This is a genomic window from Sphingomonas sp. 10B4 (genome assembly GCF_035019905.1).
In the GTDB taxonomy this organism is placed as follows: domain Bacteria; phylum Pseudomonadota; class Alphaproteobacteria; order Sphingomonadales; family Sphingomonadaceae; genus Sphingomonas; species Sphingomonas glacialis.
On sequence record NZ_JASJVC010000054.1, the window covers coordinates 1 to 23,901 of the forward strand.

General features: G+C 66.1%; 17 protein-coding genes and 1 tRNA gene. 7 read left to right on the forward strand and 11 right to left on the reverse strand.

Annotated features, from left to right (window positions below):
* The first annotated feature begins 120 nt into the window (after window positions 1-120).
* Window positions 121-1,788, forward strand: a complete 1,668-nt coding sequence (locus tag QN347_RS14295) for a helicase HerA-like domain-containing protein (protein ID WP_322159806.1) — start codon at window positions 121-123, stop codon at window positions 1,786-1,788.
* A 138-nt stretch (window positions 1,789-1,926) separates the two neighbouring features.
* Here QN347_RS14295 and QN347_RS14300 read toward each other — a convergent pair whose 3' ends face one another.
* The 4 genes from QN347_RS14300 to QN347_RS14315 all read right to left on the reverse strand — a co-directional run bounded on the left by QN347_RS14300 (window position 1,927) and on the right by QN347_RS14315 (window position 7,297).
* Entirely contained in the window at window positions 1,927-3,141 is a 1,215-nt protein-coding gene (locus tag QN347_RS14300; RefSeq protein ID WP_322164091.1) for a CaiB/BaiF CoA-transferase family protein, read from the reverse strand.
* The gene (locus tag QN347_RS14305) at window positions 3,131-5,044 is read right to left on the reverse strand and encodes an acetyl/propionyl/methylcrotonyl-CoA carboxylase subunit alpha (protein WP_322159808.1); all 1,914 of its coding nucleotides are present in this window, start codon (window positions 5,042-5,044) and stop codon (window positions 3,131-3,133) included. The genes QN347_RS14300 and QN347_RS14305 overlap by 11 nt, the downstream gene beginning before the upstream one ends.
* Before the next feature lie 106 nt (window positions 5,045-5,150).
* Window positions 5,151-5,642, reverse strand: a complete 492-nt coding sequence (locus tag QN347_RS14310) for a nuclear transport factor 2 family protein (protein WP_322159810.1) — start codon at window positions 5,640-5,642, stop codon at window positions 5,151-5,153.
* 53 nt (window positions 5,643-5,695) lie between these two features.
* Window positions 5,696-7,297 (reverse strand): carboxyl transferase domain-containing protein, encoded by a 1,602-nt coding sequence (locus QN347_RS14315; protein ID WP_322159811.1) that lies wholly within the window; start codon window positions 7,295-7,297, stop codon window positions 5,696-5,698.
* A 138-nt stretch (window positions 7,298-7,435) separates the two neighbouring features.
* Here QN347_RS14315 and QN347_RS14320 point away from each other — a divergent pair, with 138 nt between their 5' ends.
* The gene (locus QN347_RS14320; protein WP_322159812.1) at window positions 7,436-9,499 is read left to right on the forward strand and encodes a M13 family metallopeptidase; all 2,064 of its coding nucleotides are present in this window, start codon (window positions 7,436-7,438) and stop codon (window positions 9,497-9,499) included.
* Window positions 9,500-9,627: 128 nt separating this feature from the next.
* On the opposite strand, the gene QN347_RS14325 is transcribed toward QN347_RS14320, so the two are convergent.
* A complete protein-coding gene (locus QN347_RS14325; protein WP_322159813.1) occupies window positions 9,628-10,791 on the reverse strand; it encodes an isovaleryl-CoA dehydrogenase in 1,164 nt (387 codons plus the stop codon).
* Window positions 10,792-10,973: 182 nt separating this feature from the next.
* Between QN347_RS14325 and QN347_RS14330 the strand changes: the two genes are divergently transcribed.
* Window positions 10,974-11,855: an MBL fold metallo-hydrolase gene (locus QN347_RS14330; protein WP_322159814.1), complete on the forward strand. Its 882-nt coding sequence runs from the start codon at window positions 10,974-10,976 to the stop codon at window positions 11,853-11,855.
* 308 nt (window positions 11,856-12,163) lie between these two features.
* Here the strand turns inward: QN347_RS14330 and fghA are convergent, their stop codons facing one another.
* The 4 genes from fghA to QN347_RS14350 form a co-directional block, all read right to left on the reverse strand.
* Window positions 12,164-13,009 carry an S-formylglutathione hydrolase gene (gene fghA / locus QN347_RS14335; protein ID WP_322164092.1) on the reverse strand — a complete coding sequence of 282 codons (846 nt, stop codon included), beginning with the start codon at window positions 13,007-13,009 and terminating at the stop codon, window positions 12,164-12,166.
* A 117-nt stretch (window positions 13,010-13,126) separates the two neighbouring features.
* Window positions 13,127-13,200: transfer RNA gene (locus QN347_RS14340), tRNA-Gly, on the reverse strand.
* Between the two features lie 277 nt (window positions 13,201-13,477).
* Complete coding sequence (locus QN347_RS14345; protein WP_322159816.1) at window positions 13,478-14,590, reverse strand: glycoside hydrolase family 68 protein; 1,113 nt, start codon at window positions 14,588-14,590, stop codon at window positions 13,478-13,480.
* A gap of 67 nt (window positions 14,591-14,657) precedes the next feature.
* The gene (locus QN347_RS14350; protein WP_322159817.1) at window positions 14,658-17,126 is read right to left on the reverse strand and encodes a TonB-dependent receptor; all 2,469 of its coding nucleotides are present in this window, start codon (window positions 17,124-17,126) and stop codon (window positions 14,658-14,660) included.
* Between the two features lie 152 nt (window positions 17,127-17,278).
* Here QN347_RS14350 and QN347_RS14355 point away from each other — a divergent pair, with 152 nt between their 5' ends.
* Window positions 17,279-18,604: an MFS transporter gene (locus tag QN347_RS14355; RefSeq protein ID WP_322159818.1), complete on the forward strand. Its 1,326-nt coding sequence runs from the start codon at window positions 17,279-17,281 to the stop codon at window positions 18,602-18,604.
* Here QN347_RS14355 and QN347_RS14360 read toward each other — a convergent pair whose 3' ends face one another.
* Complete coding sequence (locus QN347_RS14360; RefSeq protein WP_133187057.1) at window positions 18,605-19,612, reverse strand: LacI family DNA-binding transcriptional regulator; 1,008 nt, start codon at window positions 19,610-19,612, stop codon at window positions 18,605-18,607. It lies immediately after the preceding gene.
* Window positions 19,613-19,856: 244 nt separating this feature from the next.
* On the opposite strand from QN347_RS14360, the gene QN347_RS14365 reads away from it, so the two are divergent.
* The 3 genes from QN347_RS14365 to QN347_RS14375 all read left to right on the forward strand — a co-directional run bounded on the left by QN347_RS14365 (window position 19,857) and on the right by QN347_RS14375 (window position 22,732).
* Complete coding sequence (locus QN347_RS14365; protein WP_133187055.1) at window positions 19,857-20,126, forward strand: hypothetical protein; 270 nt, start codon at window positions 19,857-19,859, stop codon at window positions 20,124-20,126.
* A 259-nt stretch (window positions 20,127-20,385) separates the two neighbouring features.
* Window positions 20,386-21,213, forward strand: coding sequence for a ferredoxin--NADP reductase (locus QN347_RS14370; RefSeq protein ID WP_323494087.1), 828 nt, complete (start codon window positions 20,386-20,388; stop codon window positions 21,211-21,213).
* A gap of 166 nt (window positions 21,214-21,379) precedes the next feature.
* Window positions 21,380-22,732: an IS1380 family transposase gene (locus tag QN347_RS14375; protein WP_322159821.1), complete on the forward strand. Its 1,353-nt coding sequence runs from the start codon at window positions 21,380-21,382 to the stop codon at window positions 22,730-22,732.
* 376 nt (window positions 22,733-23,108) lie between these two features.
* On the opposite strand, the gene QN347_RS14380 is transcribed toward QN347_RS14375, so the two are convergent.
* Window positions 23,109-23,750, reverse strand: a complete 642-nt coding sequence (locus QN347_RS14380; protein ID WP_322159822.1) for a hypothetical protein — start codon at window positions 23,748-23,750, stop codon at window positions 23,109-23,111.
* Window positions 23,751-23,901: the final 151 nt, after the last annotated feature.

Below are 23,901 nucleotides of genomic sequence, written 5' to 3' on the forward strand. Positions count from 1 at the left end.
CAGAGCGCCAGCGCCCCTTACGTCCCCACCCCAACCCCTCCCCTGAAGGGGAGGGACTAAAGTGGCTTCCGCAGTGCTGAATTTCGCGCGATAGTTCGCGCCGAAACTCCGCGAGGCCGCATGACCGACACCACCAGCATTTTCATCGGCGCCGGCCCCGGCGGCGCGAACCCGCAGCAGCTCGAGCTCAAGCGCGCCAACCGCCACGGCCTGATCGCGGGCGCGACCGGCACCGGCAAGACCGTCACCGTCCAGGGCATCATCGAAGGCTTTTCACGCGCCGGTGTCCCGTGCTTCGTTGCCGACGTGAAGGGCGACCTGTCGGGCCTCGCGATGGCCGGCTCCCCCACTGCCAAGAACCACGACATCTTCGCCGCGCGCGCCAAGGAAATCGGCGACGACGCCTGGGCCTATGCAGACACGCCAGTGCAGTTCTGGGACCTGTACGGCGAACAGGGCCACCCGATCCGCACCACCATTTCCGAGATGGGTCCGCTGCTGCTATCGCGCCTGATGGACCTCAACGAAGTCCAGGAAGGCGTGCTCACGATCGCCTTCCACGTCGCCGACAAGGACGGACTGCTGCTGATTGACTTGGACGATCTCCAGGCAATGCTGGTCGATTGCGCCGGCCGCGCCGACGAGCTCACCACGACCTATGGCAACGTCTCGAAGCAATCGATCGGCACGATCCAGCGCGCCTTGCTCCAGCTGCGCAGCCAGGGCGGCGAGCATTTCTTCGGCGAGCCCGCGCTCGACCTCGACGATTTCATCGGGGTCGACGAGAAGGGCCGCGGCATCGTCAACGTGCTCGCCGCCGACAAATTGATGGCGAGCCCGAAGCTCTATTCGACCTTCCTGCTGTGGCTGATGAGCGAATTGTTCGAGCATCTCCCCGAGGTCGGCGATCCCGACAAGCCCAAGCTCTGCTTCTTCTTCGACGAAGCGCACCTCCTGTTCGACGCTGCCCCCAAGGCGCTGCTCGAGAAGATCGAGCAAGTCGTTCGGCTGATCCGGTCGAAGGGCGTCGGCATCTATTTCATCACGCAGAACCCGATCGACATTCCCGATACCGTCGCGGGGCAGCTCGGCAACCGCGTCCAGCACGCGCTGCGCGCCTTCACCCCACGCGACCAGGCGGCGGTGCGTTCGGCGGCGACGACCTTTCGCGCCAACCCCGGCGTCGATGTCGAGACTGCGATCACCGAATTGAAGGTCGGCGAGGCGCTCGTCTCGCTGCTGCTCCCTGATGGATCCCCCTCCCCCGTCCAGCGCACGCTGATCGCCCCGCCCGCCTCGCGCGTCGGGCCGGTCACCGCGGTCGAGCGCGGCGTGATGGTCTCGACCGATCCGGTCGGCAACAAATACGACACGCTGGTCGATCGCCAATCGGCCGAGGAAATCCTCGGCGCCAAGACGCAAGAGGCTGCCGCGGCGGCCGCCGAAGCCAAGGCGAAGACCGAAGCCGACAAGGCGGCTGCAGCACAGGCCAAGGCCGACGCGGTCGCCGCCAAGGAGGCCGAGCGCCAGCGCGTCGCCGATCAGCGCGAGGCGGATCGTCAGGCCAAATTGGTGACGCATCAGGCCGCCGCCGAGGCGAAAGCCGCCGCCAACTCACCCTGGAACCGCGCGATCACATCGGCGACGCGCTCGGCGAGCTCGGCGGTTGGGCGGCAGGTCGCCAACGAGGTGTCGAAGGCGGTCTTTGGCTCCTCGCGCGGTGCCGCGGGCGGAATCGTCGGCAGCCTCGTTCGCGGCGTGCTCGGCGGTCTGTTCAAGGGCCGCTAAGCGCTGACCGACACCCCTCGTTCCCACCACCCCGGCGAAGGCCGGGGCCCAAGAGCGAGGCGCTGATACCGAAGTGCTGCGCGCGACACTTCCGACCTGCCCTTCTGGGCCCCAGCCTTCGCCGGGGTGCGGCGTCGGTTATGCGATAACGCCAGCTGCCACCAACGCGTCGAGCGCGTCCTCGGACAGCCCCAATGCCCCCGCCAGCGCTTCGCGCGTATCCGCCCCGGCGCGCGGCGGCGCACGGTCGTAGCTGGCGGGCGTCTCCGACAGCTTCACCGGAAAGGCGACGACTTGCAGCGGCGTGCCATCAACGCGCGCCATCGCCTGGACGCTCTCGCGATGCGCGACCTGCGGATCGGCGAAAATCTCGGGCAACCCCGCGACCTTGCCCGCAGGGAGCTTGGCCGCCTCCATCGCCGCGACAAGATCGTCCGAGCCCCACTGCGCAACCGCTGGCGCGAGCTGCGCGTGCAGCGCGTCACGATGTTCGCTGCGCAGTGCCACGCTGGCGAAGCGCGGATCGTCGGCCAGATCGCTCAGGCCCAGCACGCGCAGGAAATCGCGGAACTGCCGGTCATTCCCCAGCGCGACGACGATCGCGCCATCGGCGGTCTCGTAATCGCGATACGGCACGATGTTGGGATGATCGTTGCCGCGCCGCACCGGCACCGTGCCGCCGTTGAGCCAGTTCGACGCCTGGTTCGACAGCATCGCGAGCTGCGTGTCGAGCAGCGCGCAATCGACATGCTGGCCGTGCCCCGTCGCATCCCGGTGGCGCAAGGCGGCGAGGATCGCGACGGTCGCATAAGTGCCGGTGAACAGATCGACGATCGGCACGCCGACCTTCATCGGCGGACCGTCGGCCTCGCCGGTAACGCTCATCAGCCCGCCCATCGCCTGGATCAGGAAGTCGTAGCCGCCTTTGTCCTTATACGGCCCGTCCTGCCCGAAGCCAGTGATCGAGCAATAGACCAGCCGCGGATTGATCGCCGCCAAGCTCGCATAATCGAGCCCGTATTTGGCGAGCCCGCCGACGCGGAAATTCTCGACCAGCACGTCGCTCTGCGCCGCGAGCCGGCGGATCAGCTCGGCGCCCGCGGGCTGCGCGAGATCGATCGCGAGCGAGCGCTTGTTGCGATTGGCGCAGAGATAATAGGCCGAATCGCCCGAATCATCGGCGAGCGCCGGCGGCCCCCAGCGGCGCGTATCGTCGCCTTGCCCGGGCTGCTCGATCTTGAGCACCTCTGCGCCGAGATCCCCCAGCATCTGCGTCGCCCACGGCCCCGCGAGCACGCGCGACAGATCGAGCACCTTGACCCCGGCGAGCGCGCCTTGCGTCTCAGGCGGCATCGGCACGCGCCAGCCGCGCGAGCACGATGCCCTCCTGCGTTTGCCCGCCGATCTCGACGTTGAGTTCGGCCACGGTGCCGTCGAACGGCGCGACAAGGCTATGCTCCATCTTCATTGCCTCGAGCGTAACGAGCTTCTGGCCCTTGGTGACGCTGTCCCCCGCCGCGACATCGACCGCGATGATGCGGCCGGGCATCGGTGAGAGGATCGCGCCGTCGGCGGCAGCGCTTGCGGCACTACCCGACGCCCGCTCCGGCGCGATGACAAACGCGGCGCCATTCTCGAAATAGGTTCGCGCAGAGCCGTTCTGGATGACTGTCCTAGCGTGGTCGTACCATATCGCCCGGTCCTGGACGTCAACAGTCGTCATTGCACCATCGACGTTCAACCGGACTTGTCGTTGCGGCTTTGCATTCAAGCGAAAGCCGAAACGCGCTTTGGTCAATTCAAAGATTGGGCTGTCCCAGCGTACGGGAAAAACCGCGCTGTCGAAGGCGACATCATCGCCAGCGTACTGCAACAGCGCGTCGGAGGGTCGCGGCGCTTCGCAAAGCGTGTCGATCCGATCCGCGATGAAACCCGTCGTGACATTTCCGGCAGCAAATTCGGCCTGATCGAGAAGCCGCGAAAGAAACCAGGCATTGGTCCGCACTGGCTCGCACTCGACTGCGGCGCAGGCGACGGCAAGATCTCTGCGCGCGGCATCGCGCGTTTCGCCCCAACTCACGATTTTTGCGATCATCGGGTCGTAATAGGGCGAAATCACGTCTCGCTCGGCAACGCCTGTCTCAATGCGCTCGCCATCTGGCAACGACAGATGATCTAGGCGACCAGTTGAAGGCAGAAACCCGGTCGCCGGGTTCTCCGCATACAGCCTTGCTTCCATCGCCCAACCATTGATCGACAGCTCGTCCTGCCGCTTCGGCAACGCCTCCCCGCTCGCCACGCGCAGCTGCCATTCGACCAGATCGACCCCGGTGATCTCCTCGGTCACCGGATGCTCGACCTGGAGCCGCGTGTTCATTTCCATGAACCAGATATGGTCGGCGCGCAGGCCCTCGCTCGCATCGGCGATGAACTCGATGGTCCCCGCCCCGACATAATCGACCGCCTTGGCCGCCTTGACCGCCGCGGCACAGATCGCTTCTCTCGTCGCGGCGTCCATCCCCGGCGCGGGGGCTTCCTCGATCACCTTCTGGTGGCGGCGCTGGAGCGAGCAGTCGCGCTCGAACAGATGGACGACGGTGCCGTGGGTGTCGCCGAACACCTGCACCTCGATGTGGCGCGGCGAGAGGATGTATTTCTCGATTAGCACATCGGTATTGCCGAACGACGACGCCGCCTCGCGCTGGCACGAGACCAATGCATCGGCGAAATCGGCCGGATCGTCGACGCGCCGCATCCCCTTGCCGCCACCGCCCGCGACCGCCTTGATCAGCACGGGATAGCCGACCGCCGCCGCTTCCGCCGCCAGCCGCTCGGGCGACTGGTCGGCGCCGAGATAGCCCGGCGTCACCGGCACGCCCGCCGCGATCATCCGCTCCTTGGCGGCGTCCTTGAGGCCCATCGCGCGGATGCTGTCGGGGTTGGGGCCGACCCAGACGATCCCGGCATCGATCACCGCTTGCGCAAAGTCGGCATTTTCCGAGAGGAAGCCATAGCCGGGGTGGATCGCCTCCGCGCCTGTGGCTTTCGCCGCAGCAATGATCTTTTCGCCGACCAGATAGCTTTCGCGCGCCGGCGACGGGCCGATATGCACCGCCTCATCGGCCTGCCGGACGTGGAGCGCCTTCGCGTCGGCATCCGAATAGACCGCGATCGTCCGCACCCCCATCGCGCGCGCGGTGCGGATGATGCGGCAGGCGATCTCGCCGCGATTGGCGATGAGCAAAGACTGGATCATGCGTGTCTATCCGTCGCCCCGGCGCAGGCCGGGGCCGTTACGATGAGAGAACCGCCGCGCGCCCACGCACAGCGGCTTCGGCCTGCGCCGGGGCGACGGAGGTAGGTCATCCCTCGCAGCCCGTCGTGCGCGACGACCAGGTCAGATTCTGGACCTTCCAGCTACCGCCCTCACGCACCAGGTCGAAATGGTCGTAGCCGCAATGGTGGAGCTTGCCGTCGATGCGGAAGGTGTACGGGCTCCACACCATCGCGATATCGCCGTCGATCTCGACCGCGGGCGTGCCGAGCCGCTCGTCATAGCGCTCGGGCCCGGGGGCGAAGCGCGCGAGCAACTGCTCGCGGGTCGAATGCGTGATCTTGCGCGTGCCGTCGGCCTGCTCGGCGACCGCGGTTGCGGTGGCATCGCTGCGCAGCGCCTGGCCGATCGCCGCCGCATCGCGCGCGGCGATGCCGGCGAGCAGCGCGTTGACCGGCGCCATCACCTGCGCCTCCTCGGTGCCGGGGGGCGGCAGGCCGGTGCCCTTGACGATCGGCTGAACGGGGGTCGTCTGCGACGACATTTGCGCGGCAAGCAGGAGGGCGAGGATCAGGGGCATGGATGTTCCTTAAGGTCTCGCGAAATGGGGAAGGATGAGGGTCGGATCGGCCATCACATCCGGAACACGCCGAACGCCGGGCGCTCGGGGATCGGCGCGTTGAGCGTCGCGGCGAAGGCGAGGCCGAGCACGTCACGCGTCTGCGCCGGGTCGATGATGCCGTCGTCCCACAGCCGCGCCGTCGCGTACCAGGGGTTGCCCTCGTCCTCGTATTTCTGGCGGATCGGCGCCTTGAACGCCTCGGCCTCATCGTCCGACCAGCCATCGGCATCGCGGTGGACGGTCGCCAGCACCGACGCAGCCTGCTCGCCGCCCATCACCGAGATGCGGCTGTTGGGCCAGCTGAACAGGAAGCGCGGCGAATAGGCGCGCCCGCACATGCCGTAATTGCCCGCGCCGAAGCTTCCGCCGATCAGTACGGTGATCTTGGGCACGCTCGCCGTCGCCACCGCGGTGACGAGCTTGGCACCGTGCTTGGCGATCCCCTCGGCCTCGTACTTGCCGCCGACCATGAAGCCCGAGATGTTCTGCAGGAACAGCAACGGGATCCGCCGCTGGCACGCCAGCTCGATGAAATGCGCGCCCTTCTGCGCGCTCTCCGAAAACAGCACGCCGTTATTGGCAAGGATCGCGACCGGCATCCCCCAAATATGCGCGAAACCGCAGACCAGCGACGTGCCGTAAAGCGCCTTGAACTCGTGAAACTCGGACCCGTCGACCAACCGCGCGATGATCTCGTGCACGTCGTACGGCGCGCGCACGTCGCTCGGCACGATGCCGTACAGCTCCTCGGCGTCGAACTTCGGCGGGCGCGGCTCCTTCACGTTCACGGCAGCGCCAGACTGCGGCTGCAACGTCGAGACGATGTCGCGCACGATCGTCAGCGCATGCTCGTCATTCTCGGCGACGTGATCGACTACGCCCGAGCGCCGCCCATGCGTATCCGCGCCGCCCAGTTCCTCAGCCGAGATCACCTCGCCCGTCGCCGCCTTCACCAAAGGCGGGCCGGCGAGGAAGATCGTCCCCTGCCCGCGCACGATGATCGTCTCGTCCGACATGGCTGGCACATAGGCGCCGCCTGCGGTGCACGACCCCATCACGCACGCGATCTGCGGAATGCCCTTGGCGCTCATGTTCGCCTGGTTGAAGAAGATCCGCCCGAAATGGTCGCGGTCGGGGAAGACTTCGGCCTGGTGCGGCAAGTTCGCGCCGCCCGAATCGACGAGGTAGATGCACGGCAGCATGTTCGCCTCGGCAATCTCCTGCGCGCGCAGATGCTTCTTGACGGTCAGCGGGTAGTAGGTCCCGCCCTTCACCGTCGCATCGTTGCACACGATCATGCACTGCCGACCCGAGACACGCCCGATCCCGGCGATCACGCCCGCGCCCGGCACCTCGTCGTCGTACAGCCCATTGCCGACGAGCTGGCCGATCTCGAGGAAGGGCGAACCCGGATCGAGCAACCGCTCGACACGCTCGCGCGGAAGCAGCTTGCCGCGTGCGGTATGGCGCTCACGGCTCTTCTCGGTGCCGCCACGAGCCGCCTGCGCAACGTCGGCGCGCAGCCGCTCGACCAAGGCGCGATTGTGCGCCGCATTGGCGCGGAAGGTCTCGCCATCGGCGCTGAGCTTGGTGTCGAGGACGGGGGCGCTCAAAGCGGGCTTCCTGCTTGCGGTATCCGTTGCATATGAAACTGCCTAGCGACCCGCGCCGACGAAGGAAAGCCGATTGGCAGACGCGACGGAGCGCGTATACCGCGACGCAAAGCCGATAGTTGCAGAGGAAACATCCTGATGAAACGCTTCTCCGTCCTTTCGATCGCATTGCTTGCCAGCTCGGCGATCGCCACCGGCGTCGCGGCGCAGATGATCGGCACGCAATCGGGCGTCGACCCAGCGCTGATCGACAAGAGCGTCAAGCCGGGCGACAATTTCGACGATTACGCCAATGGCACGTGGCGCAAGACCGCCGAGATCGAGCCTGCGCGCTCGTCGACAGGCGTCGGGGTCGAAGTGTCGAAGGTGGCCGAGGCGCGCAACGCGACGATCATCCAGAACGCCGCCAAGGCGAACGCCGCACCCGGCAGCAGCCAGCGGCTGATCGCCGACTATTACGCCGCGTATAACGACGCCGCTGCGATCGAAGCGCGCGGCATCGCGCCGCTCAAGGCGCTCATCGCGCCGTATTATGCACTGCGCGACAAGGCGGCGCTGGCCAAGGTGATGGGCGCGCAGATGCGTGCCGATACCGACCCGTTCAACAACAACAATTACGCCAGCACGACCAATCTGTTCGGCCTGTTCGTCTCGCAGGATCTCAACCAGCCCAAGCGCAACACGCCCTATCTAATGCAGGGCGGCCTCGGCCTCGCCGATCGCGATTATTATCTGTCGCAGAGCCCGCAAATGGCCGAGCTGCGCGAGGGCTACAAAGCGTATCTCACGCAGATCTTCGGCCTGGCCGGCCTCAGCGATCCGGCGGCCCGCGCCGCGCGCGTCTTCGCGCTCGAAATGAAGATCGCCGCCGCACAGACCGACATCGAGGCAAGCCAGGACGCGAGCAAGGGTGACAATCCGTGGACCCGCGCCGACTTCGCGCGGAAAGCCCCGGGGCTCGACTGGACGGCGTATTGGGCGGCGGCGGGCATCCCGGCGGGCCAGCAGGACTTCATCGCCTGGCAGCCCGACGCGATCACCAAGCTTTCGGGCCTCGTCGCAAGCGAGCCGCTCGCCGACTGGCAGGACTGGCTGACCGCGCACCGCATCACCGCGACAGCCTCGGTGCTCCCCAAGGCGTTCGACGATGCGCGCTTCGCCTTCTACGGCAAGCAGCTCAACGGCACCCCCGCGCAGCAGACGCGCGACAAGCGCAGCATCGCGGCGGTCAATGCGGCACTCGGTGACGAGGTCGGCCGGCTCTACGCCGCGCGCTATTTCTCGGCGCAGTCGAAGGCCGAGATCCAGACGATGGTCAAGAACATCGTCGGCGCATTCGACCAGCGCATCCAGAAGCTCGACTGGATGACCCCGGGGACCAAGGCCGAGGCGCGCCGCAAGCTGTCGGTGCTCTATGTCGGCGTCGGCTATCCCGACCATTGGCGCGCCTTCCCCAAGTTCGCGGTCGACGCGAAGGACCCGATCGGCAATCTGGAGCGCGCCGATCTGGCGATCTATCGCTACCAGATCGGCAAGCTCGGCAAGGCGCCCGACCGCACCGAATGGTGGATGACCCCGCAGACGGTGAACGCGGTCAATCTGCCGCTGCAGAACGCGCTCAACTTCCCCGCGGCGATCCTGCAGGCGCCGTATTTCGACGCGAAATACGATGCCGCGGCCAATTACGGCGCGATCGGCGCGGTGATCGGGCACGAGATCAGCCACAGCTTCGACAATCTCGGCGCCGATTTCGATTCGACCGGCAAGTATCGCAACTGGTGGACCCCAGCCGATCTCGCGCGCTTCGAACAAGCGGGTTCGGCGCTCGCGGCGCAATATGATGCCTATGAGGCGCTCCCTGGGCTCAAGCTCAAGGGCAAGCAGGAGCTCGGCGAGAACATCGCCGACACCGCCGGCCTCACCGCAGCGTACGAAGCATATCGCGCGTCGTACGGCGGCAAGGAGCCGCCGGTGATCGACGGGATGACCGGCGACCAGCGCTTCTTCCTGGCGTTCGCGCAGAGCTGGCGGACCAAGATGCGCGACAAGGCGCTGCGCGCGCGGATCGCGACCGACGTCCACGCACCCGCGATGTTCCGCGTGCTGACGGTGCGCAACCTCGACGCCTGGTATCCAGCGTACAAGGTGCAGCCGAGCGACAAGCTGTACCTCGCGCCGGGTGCGCGGGTTCAAGTCTGGTAAAAGGGGGGGCTCCCCCCCCAACCCCGTCATGCCGGGCTCGTCCCGGCATCCACCGTGCCGCATAGCTGGCGATTGTAACGCCAACGCCACGGTGGATCCCGGCACAAGGCCGGGATGACGGTTGTGGGTTACTGCGCGGCGGGCGCGTCGTTGCCGATCAGCTCGCGGCCGATCAGCATCCGGCGGATCTCGTTGGTCCCAGCCCCGATATCGAGCAGCTTGGCGTCGCGATAATAGCGCTCGACCGGCCAGTCCTTGGTATAGCCCGCCCCGCCCAGCGCCTGCACCGCCTCGTTGGCGACCTTCACGGCATTCTCGCTCGCGAGCAAAATCGCACCCGCCGCATCGAAGCGCGTCGTCCGCCCGTCATCACAGCTGCGCGCCACCGCATAGACATAGGCGCGCGCCGAATTGAGCGCGACATACATGTCGGCGACCTTCGCCTGCATCAGCTGGAAGCTGCCGATCGCCTTGCCGAACTGCCGCCGCTCACGCACGTACGGCACGACCACGTCGAGGCACGCCTGCATGATCCCGAGCTGGATTCCCGCAAGCACGGTGCGCTCGTAATCGAGCCCCGACATCAGCACGCCGACGCCGCCATTCTCCGGGCCCATGATATTTTCTTCCGGAACCTCGCAATCGGTAAAGACGAGTTCGGCGGTCGGCGAACCGCGCATCCCCATCTTGTCGATCTTCTGCCCGATCGCGAAACCCGGCATGTCCTTCTCGATCAGGAACGTCGTGATCCCGCGCGAGCCCTCGCCCGTCTTGGCATAGACGACGAGCGTGTCGGCATAAGCCGCGTTGGTGATCCAGAATTTGGTGCCGTTGAGCACATAGCCGCCCTGCACCTTGTCGGCCTTGAGCTTCATCCCGACGACGTCCGACCCCGCGCCCGCCTCCGACATGGCAAGGCTGCCGACATGCTCGCCCGAGATCAGCTTGGGGAGATATTTCGCTTTCTGCTCAGGGTTCGCCCAGCGCGCGATCTGGTTGACGCACAGGTTCGAATGCGCGCCATAGCTCAGGCCGACCGACGCCGACGCGCGCGACACTTCCTCGCATGCGATGACATGCTCGAGATAGCCGAGCCCGAGCCCGCCATCCTCTTCGGCAACCGTCACGCCGTGCAACCCGAGCGCACCCATTTCGGGCCACAGGCTCCGCGGAAACCAGTCCTCGGCATCGACCTTTGCCGCGATCGGCGCGATCCGGTCGGTCGCGAAGCGCTGTGTCGTGTCGCGGATCATGTCCGCCGTCTCGCCCAGTGCGAAATCCATCTGGTTCATGATCGACCTCTCTTAGTTTCTCGTGTTACCACCGCGCATAGCGTGGCTCGTTAGAAAGCGGTAGCTGCGCGATTGTCCAATCGATGCCGATTGCCCCCTACCAAGCGGAACCAGCAAAACCCGCCACGGGTTAGACCCGCGCCGATCCTGGATCGTTGCTCTTCTGTCACGAGGACTCCCGAATGCCCGTAAAATCGATTTTCGCTGCCGCGCTCGCCTTGCTCGGCGCCAGCTCCGCCCTTGCCGGCCCAGTCCCGATCGGCCCCGCGGCCACCGCGTTCAAGGTCGGCAGCATCCGAGTCGTCGCGCTGCGCGACATGATCAACGCCGTGCCCAACGATGCGAGCGTGTTCGGCCCGCAAGTCGGCGTCCCCGCCGTCTCGGCGGTGCTGCGCCAGGCGGGCGCCCCCACCGATACGCTGCCGCTCGGTGTCGACGCGCTGCTCGTCGAGCTGCCGGGGCACACCGTGCTGATCGACACCGGGCTCGGACCCAAGGTCGGCGGAGCGCTGCCCAGGAGCTTTGCCGCGGCAGGCGTCGATCCCGCCAAGGTCACCGACGTGCTGATCACGCATTCGCACGGCGACCATGTCGGCGGCCTCCTCACCGCAGACGGCGGCCTTGCCTTCCCCAATGCGACGATCCGCATGGCCGCGGCCGAATGGGCGTTCCTCAAGAGCAAGCCCGACAATGCCGCGCTGGCTGCCGCGATCACGCCCAAGGTGCAGACCTTCACCCCCGGCGCGGCGGTCGTTCCCGGCATCCGCGCGATCGCGCTGCCCGGTCACACCCCCGGCCATTCGGGCTATGAGATCATCTCGGGCAAGGACCGCCTGCTCGACATAGGCGACAGCGCGCACAGTGCGATCGTCTCGCTCGCCAAGCCCGAATGGGTGATCGCGTACGACACCGACGCCAAGCAGGGCGTGATCCGCCGCGAAGCGACGCTCGCGCAGCTTGCCGCAAGCCATGAGCGCGTGTTCTCGCCGCACTTCCCCTTCCCCGGCGTAGGCCAGATCGTGAAGCGCGGCACCGGCTATGTCTGGCAGCCCGCGCGCCGCTGACCCCTACCCGGCTGGCGCAGACCGACCAAGTCCAAGACGACGCTCGCAGATCTTTTCGCCAAAACGCTCGAACTCGCCGGCGGCGAGCGGATCTGCGGCGTCGTCGGGGATAGCCTCCACGGACTCCCCACGCCCTGCGCGGTTGCGGCGAGATCGCGGCCTGGGCCGGGGGGTGCGGCCAACGCTACAGGCTCCCCATCAGCGGCCCGTACGATGACGGACTTCACGCTCGACATGGCGAGAGCGGGGATTCGGTGATCGACCTCGTCAAGACCAATGGCGGGCTGCTGAAGCCGCTGTCCTAGACCTCAGCGCGCCAAGTGGCGCGCGTGCCAGGCGACATGCTCGGCAAGGAAGGTCGAGATGAAGTAGTAACTGTGGTCATACCCCGGCTGCATCCGCAGCTCGAGCGGGATCCCGGCGGCGGCGCACGCCGCCTCGAGCAATTCGGGCCGCAACTGGGTTTCGAGAAACGCATCGGCATCGCCCTGATCGACGAGCAGCGCCGCCACGCGCGCGCCATCCTCGATCAGCGCGATCGCGTCATGCTTGCGCCACGCGGCGCGATCTTCGCCAAGATACCCCGCCAGCGCCTTCTGCCCCCACGGCACCTGGCTCGGCGCGACGATCGGCGCGAACGCCGAGACCGAGCGATACCGCCCCGGCCGCGCCAGCGCGAGCGTCAGCGCACCATGCCCGCCCATCGAATGCCCGGTGATCGACTGCCGATCGAGGTCGACCGGGAAATTGGCGGCGACAAGCGCTGGCAGCTCGTCGGTAACATAGCTCGCCATGCGGTAATGCTGCGCGAACGGCGCCTGCGTCGCGTCGACATAGAAGCCCGCGCCGAGCCCGAAATCGTACGCCCCCTCGGCATCATCGGGAACGCCCTCCCCGCGCGGCGATGTATCGGGCGCGACGAAGATGATCCCCGCCTCGCGACACGCCGCACGATACTCACCCTTTTCGGTGACGTTCGCCTGGGTGCAGGTCAGCCCCGAGAGATACCACAAGACCGCAAGCCGATCGCCCGGCGCGTGATCGGGGACGAACACGCTGAACGTCATCGGCGTCCCGGTCTGCGTCGAATCGTGGCGATAGACGCCTTGCGTCCCACCATGCGCGCGTGTTTCGGATACCGTCTCGAGGGGCATTTCGACCATCCCGTATGTGCTGGAACACGGTCGTACCGACCGCGCGAGGGGACATAGCCGCGATCGACCCACGATGGAAAGCCGAGCCGCTACCGCCAGTGACTGTCAGGAAATGCGTGGAGCGGGTGAAGGGAATCGAACCCTCGTCGTAAGCTTGGGAAGCTTCTGCTCTACCATTGAGCTACACCCGCAATGCAACACCTTTGCCGATGAACCGGACGTGCCGTTGCACGTGGTCCTGGAGCAAGTCCGTTGATGGACGCGTCCCTACCACATTACGAACCCGCTCGTCAACGGAACGATCCTCGCCGCCAGCGCTTGCGTCCCACGAAGTGGTGCGGCGACGCGATCGGTGCGGGCCGCGAGTCCAAAAACCTTGGTCACACGCCGGCAATGCCACCGCTTTTGGGCGGAATCCTGGCCGCCATGTCGCCGCTGCCCGGCTCTACCCGCAGCGCTGTCACCCGCTCACGCCAGCGTCGCGCGATTGCCGTCGAGCACGATGCGGAACGGAGCTGCGGGCGTTCCGCCAAAGGCGCAGCGCGCTTCCGCCACATCGACCGGGTCGCCCGTCAGCCCCGGCCGATCGACGAAGCTGATCACGCTGAGGTCGCCCAGCACCAGCCAGCTATAGGCCTGGATCGGCGCATCGGGCGGATTGCCGCAGACCAGCCCCGTTCCGTTGAGCGGCGTCCACGGCCCTGCAAGGTGCTCGGCGACCATGCCGTACAGCCCGGTCGGCCCCGATGGGCCGCCATCCGCGAACACCTTACGCTGCGTCGACCAGAAGCAATAATAGCGCTGGTCGGAGTGGACGAGGTGCGGCCGCTCGAGCTCGTTATTGACCCCATCCGCAGTAATCAGCGGGGGCTCGAGCGTCCACTGCCCGGCCCCGCCGCGCGCCACCCCGATCGCGCCGTTCCATGGGGAGGAAGACTGCGCGAGCGAGGCGGCGAAGACGAGATATTCGGCACCATCGGCCGGATCGCAAAACCACGCCGGATCGCGGAACGCCTTGATCGTGCCGATCGCGCCGCCGCCGGTCATGTCGCGCGAATAGATCTGCCCGTCGGCCGCGACCGATTCGACCGGAACCGACCAGTCCGCCAGCCGTGGCACGCCGTCCGCAATCGACAGCGTCGCGCTGGTCTCGAACAAACGCTGCTCGAAGCTCGGCTCGGCCTCGCCGCGATGCCCGGCGGCGGTGAAATAGAGCGTCACGCGGTCATGCTGCGGCGTGACGATCGCCGAGCCCGACCATTCGCGGCTGCCCGGCGCAAAGCCGTCGGGCAGCAGATCGCCGAGATCGCGCCAGCCGTGCGGCGTCTCGTGCATCAACCGGATGCGGGCGAGCCCGTGACGCGATTCGGGATCGGGCAGGACTGGTGCGGACAGCAGCATCTGTAGCGCACCGCCGGCAATCTCGGCCGTCCGCCCGTCGCGCTCCTGCACCGGCCAGTAATCCCACAGGTCATGGCCCGGGAGCACCGGTGCCATACTCTGCGCCGCGATGTGCGGGACTTCGGGAATCGGGCGGTGCGCGATCGCCGCCACGGCATCGCGAGACCAGATCGTTGTCATACAGGGCTACCCATCAGGTCACTCAAAAAACGCCCCGGGCGCACGTCGCGCGCCCGGGGCGGTCGGTTCAGAAGTCGAGCTTGACCGCCGCCGAGATCGTACGGCCGTTGATCGAACGCGCCCGGACGATCCCGTTCGCGGGGATCGCGGCTTCTTCGGCCTCGGTGAAGCCCTTGGTGTTGAACACATTGTTGGCGTTGATCGAGACCTGCACGCGCGCGATCGGACGCACGCTGAGGAACGCGTTGACTTGCGTGAAGCCCGGCAGCTTCAGCTGGTTGGTGTCCTGCGCATAGCTCGACGTCGTCCCGATCGCGCTCGCGCCGAGCGTGAACAGCTCGGTCGTGTATTGCGGGGTGATCTTGTAGACGAACTCGGCCTGGCGGCGCGGACGGTTGCCGATGACCGCGGGCGTGACGTTGTCGCTGATGATCTTTGCCTTGGTGAAGGTCCCGTTCGCCGCGAGGCTGAACCCGCCGACGCGATAATTGCCCTCGAGCTCGAGGCCGTACGCGCGGTAGGTACGGTCAAAGAACTTCTGGCTGGTCGCTTCGAAATTCTGCTCGGCGGTCTTGGCCCAGAACGCCGTGCCGTACAGGTTCAACCCGCCATTGCTGTACTTCACCCCGGCCTCGGCCTGGCGGACGAAGTCGACCGGCCGTGCGCCCGGCTGGAGCAGACCCGAGGTCGGGCTGACGTTGTTCGAATTGAACAGGAAGCGATCCGCATTGGCGCGGCCGCCGCGGCTGTAGCGCGCGAAGATCGAGAGATCGCTCGCCAGCCGGTAGTTCGCGCCGAACGAATAGGACGCATAGTGGAAGTTGTAATTGACCGGCTGCGGACGGTTGACCGGGATCACCGTGGTCTGCGTCTCGGGATAGGAAATGGTCCCGTTGCCGTCGACGTCGAAGCTCGCCGTCGGACCATCGCCGACGACGAAGCCGCGTGCGCTGCCGCTGTCATAGCGAATGCTCGCATCGACGTTCAAGCCGCCACCGGTATAGCCGATCGAGGCGAACGGCGCGTTGGTGTCGTAATCGACATTATAGCTGCGGCGGCAGCAATTGCCGAAGTACGATGCGCCATAGGCGACGAGGCCATTGTCGGTGCGCGATGCGCCCGCCGCCGTGCGGACGTTGAGCAGCGCGGCGTTATCGCCCTTCGCGTCGAGCAGGTACGACGACCAGGTCCAATCGACATTGATCGTCTGGCGCGACTTGTAGAAGCCGGCCGAGAAATCGATCGTCCCATCACCCGTGTTGAAGCGACGATTGACGCGCAGATCGTTGGTGATGTTGTTAAGGCTGTTGAGCTTGGTGTTGAACAGCACCACGCCGATCGCGTTCGACGTTGTCGGGTTAGCATAGAGCTGGCCGGCATTCGGGCCATTGGCATAGCTCACGATCGCCCCTGGGCCACCGATCGCGTTGGCGAGGTTCTGCGCCGTGTCGACGGTTGCCGGGAACGGCGAGATGAAGCGCCCCGAAATGTCCGAATAGCGGAACTTGTCGCTGACCTTCCAGCCGTCGGCGACTTCGAACTCGGTTTCGAACCCGATCGCCTTGACCACCGGATGCATGCCATCGCGAATGTCGTCGACCTCGCGATTGTTGGCACCGTCGAGCGTCACCGCACGCGTGAAATAGATGCTGTGGATCGTGTCATTATTGGCGCTGAGGCCGGGCAGCGAGCTATATTTCGGGTCGCTGTTGGTGCCGCTCACGCGGACCGGGCTCGGCAGATAGGCGATCGCGCGGTCGTCGAGATATTTGACGTTGAGGCGGAAGAAGCCGCGATCGAAGGTCTTGGTGATGTTGCCGCGGATCTGCCCGCCCTTGTTGCCGTCATAGCCGGCGCGACGCGGGCCTTCACCGACGCGGTAGAAGCCGCCGACGTTGAAGCGCAGCGTATCGCTCAGCTTGCCGCCATAATCGGCATCGAGGCGATATTCGCCGTAATCGAGCCCGACGGTGCCCTGGATCGAGCCGCCCTCCTGCTCGCCGGTCTTGGAAATCAGGTTGATGACCCCGCCGGGCGAGTTCGACGCGAAGGTCGAGGCCGAACCGCCGCGAACCGCCTCGACGCGCGCGACGTTGAAGTCGGTGCGCAGGAAGATGTCGGTGTTGGCAAAGGCGATGTCGCCATATTCGAGGATCGGCAGGCCGTCTTCCTGCAGCTGCAGGAACTTGGCGCCGCCCGATGCGACGGGGAGGCCGCGCACGGCGATGTTGGCGTTGCCCTCGCCGCCCGACGATTCCGAACGGATGCCCGGCAGGCTGCGGAACAGTTCGGCGGCGGAGCGCGGCGCGGCGTTGGCGATCGCGTCGGCATTGAGCGAGCTGACCGAGACCGAGCTGTTGAGGCGGTTCTGCCCGCGCGCCACGGCGGTGACGATGATGTCGTCCTTGTTCGACGCTTCGGCGTCGCTCTGGACGGGGGCCGGGGCATCAGCCACTGGCGCCGCCTGCTGCGCGAATGCCGGGGTGCCGATCATCATTGCGGTGGTGGCGAGAAAAAGGGTGCGCCCTTTCAACATATCACTCTCCTGAAACGGTAAGGCCGTTTATTCGGCTCGCACCGGCCCTAAACTTTTCGCGCAAACGATTGCAAGCGGAAATTGCAAACGATTGCGCGAACAGCTACAGCGCGTTGCAGGGCGGCAACAGTCCGCCCACGGGGAGAGAGAATGTGACGAGAGGATCGGTCGGCAAGGTGCATTTGTCGTTCGCGCGCATCCTGCAGATGAACCTCGGGTTCCTCGGGCTGCAATTCAGTTTCGGGCTGCAACAAAGCAATATGGGCCCGATCTACAGCTATCTCGGCGCCGACGAGGGCAGCATGCCGCTGCTATGGCTGGCCGGCCCGATGACCGGGCTCATCATCCAGCCGCTGATCGGATCGATGAGCGACCGCACCCGCACCCGGCTCGGGCGCCGCACCCCGTATTTCCTGATCGGCGCGATCCTGTGCAGCCTGTCGCTGTTCGCGATGCCGTACAGCCGGACGCTGTGGATGGCGGCGAGCCTGTTATGGGTGCTCGACGCGGCCAACAACGTGACGATGGAGCCGTACCGCGCCTATGTCAGCGACCGGCTCGTCGCACAGCAGCGCCCGCTCGGCTTCCTGACGCAGAGCGCGTTTACCGGGCTCGCACAGACGCTGTCGTATCTCGCCCCGTCATTGCTGGTGTGGTGGGGCATCAACAAGGATGCGCTCGACAGCAACGGCATTCCCGAAATCACGCGAATCAGCTTCCTGATCGGCGCGATCCTGTCGATCACGACGATCCTGTGGTCGGTATGGCGCGTCCCCGAATTGCCGCTGACGCCCGAGGAGGACGCCGCGATCACCGCCGATCCGCTGTCGGTGCGCTCGACGATCACCGGGCTGGTCGACGCGATCCGCGACATGCCGCCGACGATGCGGCAGTTGGCCGTAGCGATGCTGTTCCAGTGGTTCGGGATGTTCTGCTACTGGCAATATGTCGTGCTCGCGCTTGCCCGCGGGGTGTTCCACACCAGCGACCCGGCGAGCGTCGGCTTCCGCGATGCGGGGCTGCTCAACGGGCAGCTCGGCGCGTTCTACAATTTCGTCGCGTGCGTCTCGGCCTTTGCGATGGTGCCGTTCGCGCGGCGCTTCGGCGCCAAGCCGATCCATGCCGTCGCGATGGTGGCATCGGGCGCGGCCATGCTGACGATCGCGTCGACCGGGTCGATCCCGCTGCTGATCGTCGCGATGGTCGGCATCGGCATCGGCTGGGGCAGCTTGATGGGCAACCCCTATCTGATGCTCGCCAACGCGATCCCGCCCGAGCGGACCGGCGTCTATATGGGCATCTTCAACATGTTCATCGTTATCCCGATGATGGTCGAGATCCTGTTCGTGTGGCTTGCCTACCGCCCGCTGCTCGGCGGCGATCCGCGCCACGTCCTCATGCTGGGCGGCGCGATGATGCTTGCAGCCGCCGTGGCGACGTGGCGGATCCGCACGCCGGCCCGCCCCGCGGTCGCCTGATCAGGCCGAGCCGCGCAGGATCAGTTCGGGCGCCATCGTCACCGACTCGACGTCGGCGCCCTCGATCCGGCGGAACAGCAGATCGACGAGCACCCCCGCCCCGCGCGCGACATCCTGCCGCACCGTAGTGAGCGGCGGCGTGGTGTGCATCGCGATCACGACGTCGTCATAGCCCACCACGCTGACGTCCTGCGGCACGCGCTTGCCGTGCGCCGCGAGTGCCCGCAGCGCGCTCATCGCGATGACGTCCGACGCGGCGACGATGCCGTCGGGCGACGAATGCCCCGCGAGATACGCTTCGATCGCGGCGTACGACGCCTCGCTCGTCAAATGCATCGGCAGCAGCGTCGCCTGCCCGCTCCCCGACGCGGCGAGCGCTTGCTGGAAGCCGACATAGCGCGCCGCGAATTCGGGCACTTCGATATTGCCGAAGAACGCCAGCCGCCGGCGCCCCTGTGCAAGCAGATGCTCGGCGGCGAGTCGCCCGCCTGCGACATTGTCGGTCCCGACGGTGGTCTGCGTCTTGTCGGGCACGTCCGCGCCCCACACGACGATCGGGCGGTAGCGCGCGGCGACGCGCTCGATCGCGTCGATCTGGTTCGACTGGCCGACGACGACGACGCCGTCGACGCGCCCGGCATCGACGATCGCATCGAGCCAGCGATCGTTCGCCGGGATCACCCGCGACAGCAGCAAATCGTGCCCGCGATCGGCGATCGCGTCTGCCAGCGGCCCGAGCAAGCTCATGAAGAACGGATCCGACAGATGCTGCTCGGCTTCATGCCCGAGCGGCAGCACCACGCCGATCGCCCCCGTCCGCCCGAGCCGGAGGTTGCGCGCGGCCTGGTTGACCTTGAAGCCATGCTCGCTCGCCAAGCCGACGATCCGATCGCGCGTCGCCTTGGCGATCACGGGGTTCCCCGCGAGCGATCGCGAAACCGTGGCGACGGAAACGCCCGCCAGTTCGGCAAGTTCGGCCAGGGTCGTCACGGTCGTGGTCACAGGCATCCCCGACCTTTGCCGTGTCCGGCGCGAAACGCCAACCGCTAACGCGAACCCCCGACGCGTTGCGCACGGCTGCACGCCGAACGCGATCGAATTTTCACGGAATATCCGCCGCTATGCGGTATCTTGCGCCTGCGCGCGCACCGCGATTTGCAGTCGCGCGGGCGCGTGCGGGGGAACATACCGGCGCCTCCCGACGCTGTACGTCTCGAGCCTGCGGGCATTCCTAGCGAAAAGGCGAACGATCATGGTTGAAGCGACCTGGGGCAAAGACACCAAGACGCCCCCCATCGAATGGCGGATGAGCGCGTCGCTCGAAGACGTGCCGCGCGGCGCGGAAGACGTGGCCGAAGTCACCAGCCTCGAAGGCGCGGTGCGCGCGTGGCGCGCGCTCGACCCCGCGCACCAATCCGCAGCGACGCTGACGCTCGAGCGCGCGATCCAGCTCGACGGCGTGTCGCTGACCACCTTTACCGGGAACAGCATCGCCGCCCTGGTCGAGAAGCTGCCCGACTGACCCGCCCGCGCGATCGCGGTAAAGTTACACGTTGAATTATGCCGCCCGACCGGAGTAACGGGTGCGCGATTATGTCGATCGCCCGAGCGCCGCGCTGTATGCGGCCCCATGTCGCGCTGGTCGGGCCCGCAACGGCACCGACTCGCGCGGTCAGGCGTTCATTCTGCAGGAAGAGGTGCGATGGGCAGCCGCGCCAAGATCGGGAGCATACCCGGTGGCATGGCGTGGCGGCGAATTTGCATTGAAGGACGATCTATCGATGAGTGATGTGGTGACGAGCATGCCCAGTAGCGAACCGACCTCGCTCGAACCGACTTCGGCGTTGAGCGTCGAGACCGTGCTCAGCGTGCGGATGTGGAACGAGCATCTGTTCAGCTTCACGATCACGCGGCCCGCGAGCTTCCGCTTCCGCTCGGGCGAATTCGTGATGCTCGGCTTAGCCGGCGAGCAGCGCCCGTTGCTGCGCGCTTACTCGATCGCGAGCCCGGCTTATGCCGAGGAACTCGAATTCCTCTCGATCCGTGTGCCCGATGGCCCGCTCACCTCGCGCCTGTCGCAGATCCAGCCGGGCGACCAGGTCTATCTCGGTCGCAAGCCGACCGGCACGCTCGTCGCCGACGCGCTGCTGCCGGGCAAGCGGCTGTTCATGCTGTCGACCGGCACCGGCCTCGCGCCGTTCCTCAGCGTCGCGCGCGATCCCGAGATCTACGATCGCTTCGACCAGATCCAGATCGTCCACAGCGTGCGGCGTGTGACCGACCTCGCCTATCGCGAGCCGCTCGAGGCGAAGCTGGCGGATGATCCGCTCGTCGACGAGCAGGCGGCGACGCAATTTTCCTACGTGCCGACCGTGACGCGTGAGCCGTTCCACACCAGCGGGCGGATCGACAAACTGATCGACGACGGCACGCTGTTCGCCGACATTCCCGGCGAGAAGCAGCTCGACCCCGCGACCGACCGGATCATGCTGTGCGGCAGCATGGAGATGATCAAGGATCTGGCGGCGAAGCTCGAGACGATGGGCTTCGTCGAGGGTTCGAACTCGCATCCGGGCCAATATGTGATCGAGCGCGCGTTCGTCGGCTGACGCGCCCTAAAAGCCCCTCCCCTTCAGGGGAGGGACGAACCTAGCCCGGATTATTCATCGGGAGCCCAAATTGGTGGTGGCGATCGTGGTCTAAGTCTCTGATTTGGAGTAGAGAACGGGTGCTTACGCCGTCCCTTTGCTCCAGACAGAAAGTGCCACGACCGCCATGGCGAACAATAGCGGGTTCATCTTCACCTTCCCAGCCATTCGTGGTCGAAAAATCACCGCCGCGTTCGACGGCGGTCGGCTGACGTCGGACGGCGGCGTGCTACTACTCGCACAGGCCGAGCGGCGGTTGAGGATCGCGGATCGGCTCGCCGCCTGCATCGCTGATCCGCGCGATCAGGGTCGGGTGATCCACCGGGTCGCCGACATCTTGCGCGCCCGCATGCTGGCGATCTCGTGTGGGTATGAAGACGCCGACGATCTCGACACCCTGCGGCATGATCCAGGGTTCAAGCTGGCGCTCGGCAAACTGCCGGATGATCCGTTCGGGCTGGCCAGCCAGCCGACGATGAGCCGGTGGGAGAACGCGCCGACTACGCGCGAGTTGATCCGTCTGACCGGCACGCTGGTCGACCTCTATTGCGCGAGCTACCCCGTGCCGCCTGCGGCGGTGACGCTCGACATCGACGATACCGTCGACGTCGTACACGGCGCGCAGCAGCTCTCCTTCTGGAACGGGCACTACGGCGAGCGTTGCTTCCTGCCGATCCATGTCTACGACACCGCTACCGGGCGGCCGGTTGCGATGCTGTTGCGCACCGGCAAAACGCCGTCGGGCAAGGAAGTCGCCGGCCACGTTCGCCGGCTCGTGCGACGCATCCGTCGCCACTGGCCCGATACCCGGATCACGCTGCGCGGTGATGGTCACTACGGTCGGCCAGAGCCGATGGCTTGGTGCGAGGCGAACGGCATCGACTACATCTTCGGCCTGCCCGGCAACCGCACGCTCCATGCCGATCCCGTCATCGTTCGGGAAGGCGATGCCTGCGCGACCGATCGGGCATTGCAGGGGCTGGTCGAGCTACGACGCTACGCAGAGACGCGCTACGCTGCGAAAACCTGGGGGAATACCGAACGTCGCGTCGTTGCTCGCATCGAGGCGAGCAGCCTCGGCCTCGACATCCGCTTCGTCGTCACCTCGCTTGCCGAGGGCAGCGCTGAACGGATCTATGACACGCTCTACTGCGCCCGCGGCCAGGCTGAAAACCTGATTAAGCTGCATAAAACGCAGCTGAAAAGCGATCGAACTTCCTGCCACTCGGCCAACGCCAATCAGATGCGGCTCATCCTTCACACCGCCGCCTACTGGCTGATGTGGGCCGTGCGGCACGCTATGCCCGCAACCGCCACGCTCCGCACCGCCGAGTTCGCGACCATCCGCCTACGGCTGCTAAAGGTCGCCGCCCGCGTCGTCGAAACCGCCAGCCGCATCCGCATCGCCTTCGCCAGCGCATGCCCCGATGCCGCACTCTTCCGATCCATCGCGCTCAACTTGCGCACCACGGGACCATGATCGATGCGGCAGTGGCCGCCTAACGAACCCAGCCCATCAACTCCGCCCAACCTGTGAAACCGCGATGAGACAGGCGCTTCGGACCCATGCGTCTTACCGGCGGCCGCACGATACCTGCGCTAACGCATCGGCTGAAAAACGCTGGCGGTGAATAGATCAGGCTAGGTCATACTGCCCGTAAGGGGTGACCTAAACCCTGAAGTCTTGCGTCGCGCACGTCCGAATTTAGCGAAGTGCGGCCCACACCTATGCCCGTCGCCCCGGCGGAGGCCGGGGCCTCCCGTTTTGTGTCCGGCCGCTCGCCAAGCCACCCAGAGGCCCCGGCCTCCGCCGGGGCGACGGTATTGGCCATGTCGGGCACTAGTGGAAGGCGGACCTAGGCTCGCCCTTGTGCCAGAATCGTTGAGAGCTCTTGCAAGCCGGCCGGCGCGGACTCCCAAAACCCCGACATCTCGGCTGGGAAGCGGTTTTTCATGTTGATCAGGACTGGCGCAGCGTCCGGTTCTAACAAGTGCAGGAGCCAGTGATGCAGCGGCATCTTCGCTCGCGCTGCGCCACAGAGCACGCTCTCCGCGTCCGTTCCGATCAAGCCTTCTTCCGCCTCGGCTATGTCACTTGCGAGCGCCCACTCGAACCAAGCGTCAACGAACGCTTCGATCACGTTCTGCTCAGTCGGAGCCCACGATCGCCAATGGGCGAGCGGAAGCTTGCCCAGCACAATCTCGGGATCGTTAGAGTTGCCCGGATCAAACACCGATATGTCGAGAATGCGAGGCAGCAGATAACGAAAATCTTGCTCGTCGCCAATCGTCAGGAAGGCGCCAGACACGTAACGCCAGAGCGCCTGATCAGACAGCTGTCGCAACGGGGTGGTGAGCAGAACATCGGTGCCGCGTGTCGATATGCAGCATGGGCACCCTTCGATCGCTCGGGGAGGCGGCAAGTCGAAAGTGCGGTACACAGCCTCCAGCGCCTCCCGGACGCGCTTCTCCGCTTGATATGAAGCTGTTCCGCTCATCAGCTATAACTGCCAAGCAAAGCGATCCTATGCAACTCGATCCATTGGACGTCCGCTATTGGTATTGCACTGAAGGATCCAAGCGAGGGGGTCTGGGCGAGAGCAGCCATCCGCCCTCAAGCCCCACCTATCCTGTCTCTTATACACATCT